11 protein-coding genes are annotated in these 12,794 nt (G+C 39.8%); 2 read left to right on the forward strand and 9 right to left on the reverse strand.

The window, feature by feature from the left end; translation table 11 throughout:
- Positions 1–28 precede the first annotated feature (28 nt).
- The 5 genes from AACU33_RS17280 to AACU33_RS17300 form a co-directional block, all read right to left on the reverse strand.
- Positions 29–766 carry a chemotaxis protein CheW gene (locus tag AACU33_RS17280; protein ID WP_096589843.1) on the reverse strand — a complete coding sequence of 246 codons (738 nt, stop codon included), beginning with the start codon at positions 764–766 and terminating at the stop codon, positions 29–31.
- 20 nt (positions 767–786) lie between these two features.
- Positions 787–2,643: a HAMP domain-containing methyl-accepting chemotaxis protein gene (locus AACU33_RS17285; protein WP_096589844.1), complete on the reverse strand. Its 1,857-nt coding sequence runs from the start codon at positions 2,641–2,643 to the stop codon at positions 787–789.
- A 180-nt stretch (positions 2,644–2,823) separates the two neighbouring features.
- Complete coding sequence (locus AACU33_RS17290; RefSeq protein WP_096589845.1) at positions 2,824–4,095, reverse strand: CheR family methyltransferase; 1,272 nt, start codon at positions 4,093–4,095, stop codon at positions 2,824–2,826.
- Positions 4,096–4,099: 4 nt separating this feature from the next.
- A complete protein-coding gene (locus AACU33_RS17295; protein WP_096589846.1) occupies positions 4,100–4,558 on the reverse strand; it encodes a chemotaxis protein CheW in 459 nt (152 codons plus the stop codon).
- 23 nt (positions 4,559–4,581) lie between these two features.
- Positions 4,582–5,559, reverse strand: coding sequence for a hypothetical protein (locus tag AACU33_RS17300; RefSeq protein WP_096589847.1), 978 nt, complete (start codon positions 5,557–5,559; stop codon positions 4,582–4,584).
- A gap of 277 nt (positions 5,560–5,836) precedes the next feature.
- Here AACU33_RS17300 and AACU33_RS17305 point away from each other — a divergent pair, with 277 nt between their 5' ends.
- Positions 5,837–7,246: an MFS transporter gene (locus AACU33_RS17305; protein WP_096589848.1), complete on the forward strand. Its 1,410-nt coding sequence runs from the start codon at positions 5,837–5,839 to the stop codon at positions 7,244–7,246.
- 38 nt (positions 7,247–7,284) lie between these two features.
- Here AACU33_RS17305 and AACU33_RS17310 read toward each other — a convergent pair whose 3' ends face one another.
- Both AACU33_RS17310 and AACU33_RS17315 read right to left on the reverse strand, forming a co-directional pair.
- The gene (locus AACU33_RS17310) at positions 7,285–8,349 is read right to left on the reverse strand and encodes a hypothetical protein (protein ID WP_096589849.1); all 1,065 of its coding nucleotides are present in this window, start codon (positions 8,347–8,349) and stop codon (positions 7,285–7,287) included.
- Positions 8,350–8,597: 248 nt separating this feature from the next.
- Positions 8,598–9,323 (reverse strand): hypothetical protein, encoded by a 726-nt coding sequence (locus AACU33_RS17315; RefSeq protein WP_339376099.1) that lies wholly within the window; start codon positions 9,321–9,323, stop codon positions 8,598–8,600.
- 160 nt (positions 9,324–9,483) lie between these two features.
- On the opposite strand from AACU33_RS17315, the gene AACU33_RS17320 reads away from it, so the two are divergent.
- Entirely contained in the window at positions 9,484–9,813 is a 330-nt protein-coding gene (locus AACU33_RS17320; RefSeq protein WP_096589851.1) for a helix-turn-helix domain-containing protein, read from the forward strand.
- A gap of 371 nt (positions 9,814–10,184) precedes the next feature.
- Here AACU33_RS17320 and AACU33_RS17325 read toward each other — a convergent pair whose 3' ends face one another.
- Together AACU33_RS17325 and nifB are read right to left on the reverse strand one after the other, a co-directional pair.
- Positions 10,185–10,502: a 4Fe-4S binding protein gene (locus AACU33_RS17325; RefSeq protein WP_096589852.1), complete on the reverse strand. Its 318-nt coding sequence runs from the start codon at positions 10,500–10,502 to the stop codon at positions 10,185–10,187.
- Between the two features lie 131 nt (positions 10,503–10,633).
- On the reverse strand, positions 10,634–12,082 hold the full coding sequence (nifB, locus tag AACU33_RS17330) for a nitrogenase cofactor biosynthesis protein NifB (protein ID WP_096589853.1): 1,449 nt from the start codon (positions 12,080–12,082) through the stop codon (positions 10,634–10,636).
- Between the last annotated feature and the right edge of the window lie 712 nt (positions 12,083–12,794).

Consider the following 12,794-nt stretch of genomic DNA (forward strand, 5'->3'; position numbering starts at 1 on the left):
ACCCCTCCACTTCTTGACCTCCCTATTGCTATAGGATTTTTTGATTGAGAGTGTAAAACAATAATTCCGAGTCGAGATAATTGACTTTTTGTCCTTCCCAATAAACAATCCCTTTGGTATAACCTTCTTCAGCTTTGGTAATCACAACGGGAGCATCTTGTAACTCATTCAAGTGGAAGCGGAAAATTCCATGCACTTCATCAACTGGAAATACCCATTTATCTTCTCCTTGTCCAGTCACAATCATCCGTTGGAGATTAATTGCGTTGGCTATGGGGTTAGTTGCAGGAGTTGCTTCAATATGCAAAATATGACCTAGAGATGCACAAAGTAAAGTTTCCCCACGAATATTCACTAAACCGAGAAATAATTCATTACTGCGATGGGGTAGAGGTTGAATTACACAAGGATGAGTTACTTCTTGCAGCATTCGTACTGGTAAGGCTAGTTTTTCATTACCTAAGCGAAAGATAATGATAGAAATCGCCTCAGATGTACGGATGATTGCTTCATTCCCTTCATTTATTTCAGAAGAGGCGGGAGTTTCTCCCAGAATGTCGATCCAGTCTTGTAAATAGTCTGTGGATGGTTCTCGTTCTAATAAGCTGTCACCCACTGCGGCGTAGACTGGACATTCATAGCAATGGATGACGGTTTCTAGTTCAGGACAAGTGCGATCGCCCAGGACACCAATTTTATTCCAACAATCATTTAAAATAGTGCGATCGCCTGTTGTAACATTGCTAATAGAGTGAGCATCATTCATTCCAGCTACCTTCCGCCTGCTTAATTTTGCACTTTAAAATGAGTAATCTCTGCCCTTAATGATTGAGCTGCGTCTTCTAGTTGCTCTAAAGCACTATTAGTCTCGCGCAAAGCATCAACTGTTTGCTGGGAAGCCTCACTTAATTGCTCCATCGCTTCGCTAATTTGCGTCGCTCCCTGAGATTGTTCTTCCATACTTCCACTTACCTGCTCAAACTGTGGTGGTAAGCTTTGCACTTGCTGAATAACTTTGGAAATTTGGTTACTAATTTTGTTGACTTGTTCAACAGAATTATTGACAGAGTTGCTAAATTTATCCATTTCCATTACGCCTACAGACACGGCTGATTGCATATCTTTAACAATTTGCTCAATTTCTAAAGTAGCAACAGCTGTCTGATTAGCCAGACGACGAATTTCTCTAGCTACCACTGCAAATCCAGCACCATACTCTCCCGCTTTTTCGGCTTCAATAGCTGCATTTAATGACAAAATACTGGTTTGGTCTGCTACTTTGGTAATTGTGACCACAACGCTATTAATGTTACTAGCTTTTTTATTCATCACTCCTAATTTGGAAGTAATAGAGTTGGTAGCTTCTGTCAAATTACGCATGGTATTTTCCATTTCTTGTAATTCGTCGCGGCTTTCACTCGCAGCAGTAGCTGTCATTTTAGTCATCTCTGCGACTTGATCCATCATCTTGACTAAATTTCTCGAGGTAGCCGCAATTTCTTGAGCAGTAGCTGTGACTTCATTGGTAGAAGCCAGTTGTTCTGTAACTGTTGCTTCTAGTTGCTTTCCAGAAGCAGCAATTTGCGTAGATGAGGTGGTAATCTGCACCCCAGACTGTTGAATACTTCTAATTAAGGAGTTTAAATCCTTATTCATTGTGTAAAAAGCATGTTGCAATTTACTGATTTCATCTTGATGACCAGATAGCTGAATTTGCATTGTCAAATCGCCTGTAGATATTTTTTGAGCAACATTGACTAACTCAGCAATTTTGGCAGCCACTGTATAAAAGGCTGTTTGCAGTTTTCCAATTTCGTCTTTACTTTCAGAGGATTGTTGTGTATTTAAATTACTTGTCGCTATATTATTAGAAATTTTAACTAATTCGTTAACTTTATTAACTATAGGTTTACTTAAGAGAACGCCAAACGTTATCGCAGTTAATGGACCGATAATTAAAGCAATAATCATCAAAAATGAACCATTTGCAGCATCCTGCTGACCTGCTTTATAAGTAGCAGTACCCAGATTTTCATTCAGCTTGATATCTTCTAATAATAATTTGGTTGCGGCTTCAAATGAAGGACGATTATCTTTAGCTCGTCGTCGTAGTTGTTCGTAAATAACCTTAGATTTTTTTATTAGTTCCATTTCTGGGGAGTTAGTTTTATTTTGCTTAATCAGTTCCAATTCCTTCTCCATCGGATTGAGAATGCTCAAGCTCTCAAACTGTTGATTTATTTGCATTAATTTTTCATGATTCTGCTTCCAGTCATTCCATTTGCTTAAAAGTTCTTCATATATTTTCTGCTCTTCATTGTTTTTGTCAGTAGAATCGTACTGTTTAAACCCATTATCAATCTGTTCCCAAGCTTGTTTAATTCTTGCTACTTCTGCATTTCTTTCTGTTATCCATAGTGTGGGATCGAGTAAAGCCCGCTCTGAAGATTCGATTTGGGTTTGTCCTTCATTAATTTTCCACAATCCTATAACGCTGGGTATACTGTTAGTGCTGAGAATATGAATGGCATTGCTCAGTCTGCTATTTACGCCCCAACCAATTAAAGCAACTACGAGAACAATTGCACCAATGAATGAAAAACCACTGATTAAGCGTTTTTGTAAACTTAAATTATTAAGCATAAAGTTACTGTAATTTCTCCTAGCAATGAGAGTAATATCTAAAATAAATCTATGGCTTGCGTTGAGTAATCAGGTAGCTATACTGAGGTCATCAAATATAGTATTAGAATCAGTACTAAAGCTTTTTTCTTTGTCTGAAACATTAATTTATGAAATCTCATGACCTCCCAATTTATTTCCCTATTCTCTGTTTTCCAACCTTTGCAGACGTTGGCGTAAAATTGTAGCTTTTACCATATCTCCTCTTTGTTCTTTTAGCAAGATTAAATGCAATAATGCCTGAAAATTCTTACCATCAAGGTAAATAGCTTTTTGAAAGTATTCCTCGGCTTGTGCTTCTAAACCTTGTGCCTGATAAACTTGACCTAGTAATACATAAGCTTCTGCACTAGTAGAATTCTCTTGCAAATAAGTTCTACATAAAGATGTAGCTTCGCTTAAATTACCTCGATCGGCTAAATTACGAATTGTATCTAAACTGAGTTTCGCGGATTCTGTCAGCCTTTTACAGCTACTGATAATATCTTGGCTGCGAGTAGTTTGTCTATGGTCAATTTTAGAATCAACAATACCAAGTAGCGGAGGTGTTATCTGAGGAGCAATACTTTTCGATGGCTGATGATTTTGTCTGTTATTGTATGGCAACTTGTTTAATTCTGAATCTGCTTTCCTACCAATAAAGCCAGAACCTACACGGATGACTTCAAAACCTAAGTTGCTTAACTCTCCTGTCTCTGCGGCACCAACTAATAATGTTCCTTGCCTTTTTAACAAGCGATGTAAGTTTTTTAAGGCGGTTTGTCTAGCTGTACTATCAAAATAAATTAAAACGTTACGACAAAAAATAATATCATAAGGCGCTCTATCTAATAAAAAATCTGGGGCAAGTAAATTGCCTTGATGAAAGTTAACAGCAGTTTTTACTTGTTCAACTAACTGATAATCTTTTCCAATAGAAGTAAAGTAGCGCTGTTGAAATTCGTTAGTAGTGCTGCGAAAAGAGTTCCGGCTATAAATAGCTTTTCTTGCTTTGTCTAAAGCTTTTTTGCTAATATCTATTGCATCAATCTGAAACTGGCTCTTTACTAATCCCAAATCCAATAGTGTCATAGCTAGAGAGTAAGGTTCTTCACCCGTAGAACAAGGAACGCTTAACAAGCGTAGTCTACTGGTATAAGATTTGGATAACCACTCTTGACGAATATAGTGAGTCAAAAAATCAAAGGGTTGTTTATCTCGAAAAAACCAAGTTTCTAGAACAACAATCTGTTCTATTAGCTCTTCTAATTCCTGTAAAGAGTTGCGTAAAATTTGCCAATAATCATTGATATTACTGACACCACAAATAGTAAAGCGATTTTCTATAGCTCTGGCAATTTTGCGAGAGCCAATAATATTAGGAGCTACCCCAATTTTTTGACGTAATAGCTTCTCGATTTCTACCAAACTCATTAATTTAACTTTCTCCCGCTGTTAATAAATAAGTATTTTGTGCATCTGTAAATAATTTATCTAAGCGAATGTATTGTATAATCCCCTTTTCATGCATCAGTATCCCACCAAGATATGGCGCTTCTTTGACGCGAATCCCAGAATCTACTAACTCAGTTTGTGGCTTGTTGAAAGTCTCTGTAATCTTTTCTGCAACTAAGCCCAAATATTGACGTGTCCGTTCTTGCGGAGAGTAACTAACCATAATGATTCGAGTACTCAAACAAAAGCGGCTGGGTGTACCACGAATTAAATGGCACAAGTCGATCACAGGTACAATTGCACCTCTGTACTGAAATAAACCCGCAACATACTCTGGTACATGATGTACCTTTCTCAGCGATACTCTAGGTATAATTTCGACTACAGCAGTGCTTTCAATAGCGTATAAGTCATCACCTATTGACATAAGCAGCATTAACATAGTTGTATTTATTAATTCATTTGTTATGGTATTATTCGCATTGTACTTAGTAAACGCTCAAATTCAAAAAACTTTATAAATACTTCTAAAGCAGTCTCTGGATCTGTAGGGGTAGTAGCTGCAATTTCTCGAATGTTTTGTATATTTAAATACTTGAATATTTTTTTCCTTAAAGTTAATATTGCTACTTCTGGGAAACCTAGCAGTTCATGCTTAACCCTGTATAAGCGTGATTTGGCAAAGTTAACTTGAAACTGAGCGCGTCTAAGCAACCTTTGCCTGAGGTTCTCGTATAGTTCTGGATTATCTGTAGCGAGAGTTTCTAGTTGATGATTTTGAATGAGTGGGATGATGTCAGGATTTTCTTCCAAGAATAATAAACTACCTTCTTGGTTATAGGCTGCGATTCCTTCCATACCTAATCCATTAATATCTGCTAAAGCAATGATGCGAGCTATATATGAGATATTTTGGTTATTCTCATATAGAGAAGGTTGATAGATACTTTGGTCTGTAGGGTCATAGAGGCAAATTGTGGCAGAGATAGCTTCTTGGATAATTGATAAATCTGCGTTAGTGAATATAGCTGTACTCTTGGGATCGGATGCCGATATTTGTTGATTTAAATTTTGGATAAAGTCCAAGAGTTTTTCAATAGTTGCATTTTCACTGACGCTGGCTTCTCGTCGCCTAGAAGTTCGAGGTGGGTTAGGCGTGAAGATCTGGATCGTGTCATGAGCGATCGCGCACAAATCTAACAGTAATTCCATTCTGGTGATACTTTCGACATCTGCTGGCAAATAAGGGCTAATTGTCTGAAAAATTAAGCTGGCTCGCTGTTTTACAGCCATTACATGGTCTATATTGTGGTAATAAAGTTGCTTTTGTGCAATTTCTCGCTCATATTCCGACAAAATAAATTGCTTCACCCTAGCCACAGCCTCCGCAAATGTTTTGGGGATAGGGAGTAACTTTAAGTTTTGTTGCTGGCTTGAATTCATATTGACGTTTTATTTGGTACATACTTATAAGTGTTTTAACTTAATTTATTTACCTTCGATCTAGACAACGGTAGTAATTGCAATATCTACTACCTGAGTGCGAGGTTGCAAGCAAATAAACTAATGACCATAGTAGCCTTGAAGACAAAAATTCAGTAGTAATTACCAGACAACTTCTGCACAAGAGTTGGCAACTACTTTACAACCGATCGCTGTGGAAGAGTTCTTTTTTGTAGCACGGTGTAAATCGGTACTAGTCCTATAAGCGCAACTATTTATGAATGATTCTGCCACTGATGGCTCTATTCAAAGTAAAAAACTACCATTTAAAACTAAACTGGCTTATGGTGCAGGCGAATTAGGCCCAGCGATTACGGCAAATATTTCCATATTTTTCCTGCTGGTTTTCTTTACGAATGTCGCAGGTATCCCGGCGGGTTTGGCTGGTAGTATTTTGATGATTGGCAAAATTGGGGAAGCAATCAACGATCCGTTTGTTGGTTTTTTGACTGATAAAACGAAATCTCGTCGTTGGGGTCGTCGTCTACCTTGGGTATTATATGGGGCGACTCCTTGTGGTCTTTTCTTTTTCTTGCAGTGGATTGTACCGCCATTGAGTGTATGGAGTTTGTTTTGGTATTACGTAGCGATTGGGGTGATATCTCAGGTGTTCTACAGCGTTGTCCATTTGCCTTATGCAGCAATGACTCCAGAACTCACACAAGATTATGACGAACGTACCAGCCTCAACAGTTTTCGCTTTACCTTTTCCATTGGTGGCAGTATTTTATCGTTGATTTTGTCAAAAATCGTCTTTTCTGTAATTAGCGATCGCCAGCAACAATATCTAGTTTTAGCCGCAGTCTGTACTGTAATATCGATATTAGCGTTGTATGGCTGCGTTTACGGTACGCGCGATCGCGTTTTAGCATTTGAATCCAAACGCATTTCACTAGAAGAACTCCCATCTATTCCATTCACCGAACAACTCAAAATTGTCTTTACCAACCGACCTTTTTTATTTGTTATCGGTATATATCTTTGTACTTGGTTAGCCGTACAGATTACAGCCAGCATTATTCCTTATTTTGTAGTTTACTGTATGCATCTGCAAGAAGCGGATGTACCAACAGTGATGATTGCTGTCCAAGGAACAGCGCTGTTGATGCTATTTTTCTGGAGTACTTTAAGTAAAAAAGTTGGCAAGAAAGTTGTTTATTTTCTAGGAATTAGTTTATGGATTATCGCCGCCGCCGGACTCTATTTCTTGCAACCTGGTCAACTGAATTTATTGTATTTAATGGCAGTCATGGCAGGTTTTGGTGTGTCTACAGCTTATTTAATTCCTTGGTCAATGATTCCAGATGTAATTGAATTAGATGAACTCCAAACTGGACAACGCCGCGAGGGAATTTTTTATGGCTTTATGGTGTTGCTGCAAAAATTTGGTTTAGCTTTTGGTTTATTTTTAGTAGGAAATGCCTTGCAAGCATACGGTTTTAAAGAAGCTGTAGCTGGGCAAAATGAACTACCTACACAACCTGATTTGGCATTACTTGCTATTCGCCTTGCAATTAGCCCCTTACCTATAATTTGTTTAATTGCTGGTTTAGTTTTAACCTATTTTTATCCAATTACTCGTGAAATGCACGCTGAAATCATGCTGAAACTCAAACAACGGCAATAGAAGGTTGAGTAATTGATGAAATAATCAATCCTTTTACTTTATTCCACAACTGGAAAGCGCTGCATCATCTCCCCAACTTCCACCGCATTGCCATCGGATGTATAAACCACCCCACCAGACATCGCTAGTATAATCCTCTGCTTCCTCGCCCACTCAAACCAAGCGCTCACATCCGATGTTACCGTATTTTTCGCCTTAGCCCCACTCTTGCAGCTATTGATAAATAATCCAGTGGGATTATCGCACCATTCCTCGTGAATTGCTTCTTTCACACGAGCGATCGCACCTTGCACATTCACCCAATATTTCTTCATCACCCCTAAACAAGGTTCAGGGTTAATCCGCAGTCGCCGCAACTCAGTGCATATCTCTGCAATCTCGCGCTTGCTGGGCTTATCCATACTTGAATCGACTGACGCTCGTTCGCTCTTAGCGTCTCCCCTTGGGAGAGGACTCGCTACCGCTTCGCTAACAATTTCCTGCACGGGAAATATGTCTTCATCAGGATCTATCTCGTCAGTTGAGTCATCTTGTTCTGATTCATCAGCCAAGTGAGTAATCTGGGTTTGCTGTGGTTGTGGAGTTTGGCGAATTGACTCCTGGGCGTAATCACAAATATCGGTTTGGGGTGATAGAACCTCTTCTTCAACGTCTTCACGCTTTTTTTCCTCAACAGCATGTTGTTGTGGTTTAGAAGTTTCAGGATCTGATCTAAGATGTGATTCTACAGTGAGTTTGGAAGGTTCAGTTTTGCCTTTGCGATGTTCCAATAGGTGATTGAGTACATCATGGTGTAATTTATACTGCCAAGTTTTATCCTGCCCATTACCTGGATTTTTCTGCTTTTCGATAATACCCATCTCCTCCAGTAAGGCGATCGCACTCCTAATAACATGTAAGCTATGTTCACCCATGAGGTCAGCATAGATTTTCTTGAGTGGTTGATAAACCCAAGGAGTGCGATGATTTTTCAGCTTCCACTTTGTCCAATGCCTGAAATACTCAATTAACTTAGCAGCACAGAAGTTACCAGTAATTTCCAGATACTCTCGGCGCAATATGACAAGCACAGATGTTTTGTTCGATGAGACAATAGCACTCATCCTTTACCTCCTTGCCAACTTGAAACTTCGTTGACGCAATATCACTTTTGAAAAAATGCATGTAGGAGTGAGCAGCAATTTCTATTACTGCTCACAGTAAGTTTGAGACTGTTACCAATTACTGAACTTGCGCCTCATCCGAAAGAAGCGATCGCTATTCTCTAGGGGTAAGAGTTCAAGTATTGCAGATATGTATCAGTCGTAGGCAAAAAGTTGCTATGTGATAGCAAATGTTTTTCAAGGTCTAACTACTCTTGTAATGGAAGTTTACCTTGCTGGTACATTTGTTTAATGTAACTGTGACATCTGGCTGGGCTAATGTCTCGAAAAATCTCTTTAGCGTTAATTATCACCCGCCAGTATAAATTTTCGTAATTTCCATAGTCGTAGCTAATCCTAGCTATCATTTGCTCACCAACAAATGCTTCTTGCTCGTAAAAAGAAATTTTCATAATTGTCGGGACTACTGGGACTTCAGCTAGTTCAATTTGGTCGAATGGGTTGAGTGTGCCATCCGGGTAATGCCATTGAATGTAGCGTAGGCATTTGGCAGATGTAGTGGCGCGGAAAATCTCCTTGCCATTAACCATAACCAACCAAGGTTGCATCACAAATTCGTCATTATCGTAGACCATGTAAGCTATGAGTTTTTTACCTACGTAGACTTCATGGTGGTAGAAGTTGATTGCTACTGTTATCAGTTGCGGAGGTATAGCTTCGGCTGTAGCTTGTTCGTCAAGGGTAGTATCAACCACTGTCTGAACCCTGCTGACTTGATACTCAGCTATGGCATTAATCCAAGCATCCTTGCACCGCTTGTCAAGTACCTCAACTGTGCAGATGATGTCATTGTAGATTTGCTTGAGTCGAGCTATGGATTTGTGTTCTAGCTGTTGATAGCTATAGATGGTTTGAGTCATAATGGTATTTCCTGTTAAAGGATTAAAAGGCGATCGCACAAGTTTTCCAGGCAAGGGCGGTCGTCTTTTGTTATTTACATAATACCTACTATTGGTAGGTATTACATTAGATAGATATATGATAGTTAGTTATCTGTTGGACTACTTACAATAAATACTATTGATAGATAGACTACTAAGAGTAGGTTAATCTATATATATATGAATTCAACTCATGACTGTGGAAGTAAGACTTAAAGAAATTAGAAAAGAAAGAGGAATTTCGCAGAATGAGCTAGCAAGACGACTTGAGATGTCTCTGGCTAACATTCAGAAAATTGAGTATGGCAAAGCAAAATCCATACCTTTAGATACATTGGACAAGTTGTGCCAAATTTTAGAATGTGAAGTTGGTGAGCTACTAGTTCGTGTACCTGATAGCGATGATGGAAGCTCCAAAAAAGAACAAAAAACGTTTGAAGTGATTGATCCAGCTAAAAAAAGCAAAAGCAATGAATTTGACTCAAAAGACATACTTACAATAAGTCGGGTGATAGCAGCTTAATCATCTTGACTCTCAACCAGATCAAGTCAAAAACGTTATCTAACTAGCCAACAACAAATGTATTGCGATCGCTCAACAGCAACTAATGCCCCACTGAATTAGACCAAGTGACACATGAGTTGCAGTATGGTTTAGTGACCAAAGCAAAAAAATACTGGCATTACAGATAAAATACGAGTGGATGTGTCAGTGATTCTATTCCACAGGTACATCAAAGGATTTTGAAAGCAGCATGAGTTTCTCTGCTGCTTTCTTTGTCATGGGTATTTTATGTAAAGTAAATCACACATAACACAGAACATTGAGCCAAGATATTCGACGTGAAAAGCTTGACTGTAGGGTACAAGCTTATGCCCTCAAAAGATTTTTGTTTAATTTGATAGTGTAAACTGATGAGAATAACAGTTAAACCAACGATCCCAGTAATCTTGTTTATTAGTTAATTTCGCTAAAACGCGGTTGTAATTGGCAAACCACTCTTCCCAATAATCACTAGGTTGTTTAACGCAACCATCGCAGGTGGGGCAACCAGCTTTACATTGAGGTACTGTATGAATACTACCGACGCAGTTTGTGCAAAGTTCGGGGTCTATCCAGCGATTACCATCGACTATTTTGATTGCATCAGTGGGACATACAGACAGACACAAATCGCAGGAAATACATTGGCCAGTAATTTTGTAAGCCATGACTATTCTCCTTTTGGGATTGGGCATAGGGAATTGGGCATTGGGCATTGGGGAGGCAGTGCGTTGCGGGGGTTCCCCCCGTTGTAGCAACTGCCGTCATTGGGCATCGTGAATGCCCCATGCCCCATACCCTAATTGCCTAGTCCTTCGACATATTGCTCGTAATATTCCAAAGCGACTTTCTCGATTACGTCGTAAGCTTCAACAGTCTGTATGCCAGCTTTGTGCAATTCTTCTTTGGGACAGTTCCCAATTTTGGAGACTAAAACCGCTTTGCAATCTGCGATCGCTTTAATAATGTTGTCTAGAGTGGCTTCTTCTCCAAATCCACCTTGGCAATAGTGGTCTATTTTGCGGTGACTGATAAAGCGTACTTCTTGACCATCCACTTCGTAAACCTGGAATTCTTTGGCATGACCGAAGTGTTGGTTAACTAATCCGCTACCTTTGGTTGCGACTGCAACGAGGATTTTGGGATTGTTAGCAAATTTCTTGCCAGTTAGTGCCTTTTCTTTGGCTGCTTTTAGTTCTTGTTTAAACTTCTCAATACCTTCGTGAACTTCTTGACGTTGTTCTAGGTTATATTCGGGAGCCATTTCCAGGAATTTATCTTTGGTAAATTCTTGGCTGCGGTCTTCTCCTAACAATCCTACAGCATCGGCTCGGCATTGACGGCAGTGACGCATCATTTTCATGTTGCCGGCGCAGTTGTCTTGAACTTCTTTGAGTTCTTTGGTTGTAGGGCCGCGCTGACCAGTTAAACCGAAGTGTGTGCCGTGTTCTGGTGCCGAAATCAACGGCATGATGTTGTGAAGGAATGCACCGTTTTCACGAATGAATTTATTTACTTCTACCAAGTGCTGGTCGTTGATTCCCGGAATCATTACCGAGTTGACTTTACACAAAATGTCAGCTTCTTTGAGGGCTTGCAAACCTTCCATCTGCTTTTCTAGCAGAATTCTCGCTCCCTCAACACCTTTATAACGCTTACGCTTGTAGTGAACCCAAGAATAAATCTGTGCGCCGATTTCTGGGTCAATAGTGTTAAGGGTAATAGTAACGTGATCTATATTGAGTTGTTTAATGCGATCGACATATTCGGTCAGCATCAAACCATTGGTTGAGAGGCAAAGTTTGATATCTGGGGCTTTGTCTGCAATCAACTCAAAGGTGCGGAAAGTTTTTTCTGGATTCGCCAGTGGATCGCCAGGACCAGCAATTCCCAAGACTGTCATTTGGGGAATCTTACCTGCAATCACCAATACTTTGTGTGCTGCTTCTTCTGGAGTTAACAACTCGCTAACTACACCAGGACGACTTTCATTAGCGCAGTCAAATTTGCGGTTGCAGTAGTTGCATTGAATGTTACAGGCGGGTGCGACTGCAACGTGCATTCTGGCGTAGTGGTGGTGTGCGTCTTCGCTATAGCAGGGATGCTTGGCAATGCGTTCCTTAAGTTTTTCGTCCATTTCCACGGTGGCGTTGCTTTTGCTGTCGCATCCGCAACCACCTGATTTGGCTTGGGTAATGGTCGGTTCCCGATCGGAGGAGGTGAGGAGTCCTGTAGACGGTGGTGTCATTGAATTTCGCAAGGGTCGGTGGACTGGCTTGCCACTGTGAGAGATGCCGTTGCTACTCTTGATGCCTAAGAATCGAAGTCGCAGCTTCTACTCATGTTGCTCGCAGGAACTTACTCTTTTGTTGAGTGATGCTGATGAGAACATCCGATTTTAGAGTAGGGCAGGCTTACAATCCTTGATTTTCGGCTGGTGTGTGTCAACGTTAGGGTCGTGGGTAGAATTCGTGCAGAAAGCCGCGACTTCTATTCACTTCAGGCATGGTGCTATCTCATCCCTCCACTCACTTTTGGCTTTTATTTTGTGTAGAAGCGTTAAGTGATTGGCGATATATGATTTATATCAGCCGTTTTTCTGGTCGATGATATGTATATATGGAATAGAATTTATTGGATTTATTAGGTTTGTACTCAAATCTTCAAACCTTGATAATTTAGATATTACAAGAATTTAAAAATTTTTTTTCGGGTAGGGGTTCTAGTATTTTTCGATTGGGGTACAAGTATTTTTGAAGTGGGGTACAGGATTTGTTTGTACTCAGCCAGAACTTAGTCCCTGTAAAGATTTGGGCGGTATTTTATATTCTTTTTAGATGTTTTAGCTTGTACTCAAACTTCCCCCAAACCTCACCCAAAGCCAGTAGCGATCGGGGATTGAGGGGGGAAAAACTGGAGTAGGCTACGTTGTTCTACTCCAGATACGTGCGAAATTCAAT

Origin of the sequence: Calothrix sp. NIES-2098 (genome assembly GCF_963875125.1) — a bacterium.
Taxonomy (GTDB): Bacteria; Cyanobacteriota; Cyanobacteriia; order Cyanobacteriales; family Nostocaceae; genus Aulosira.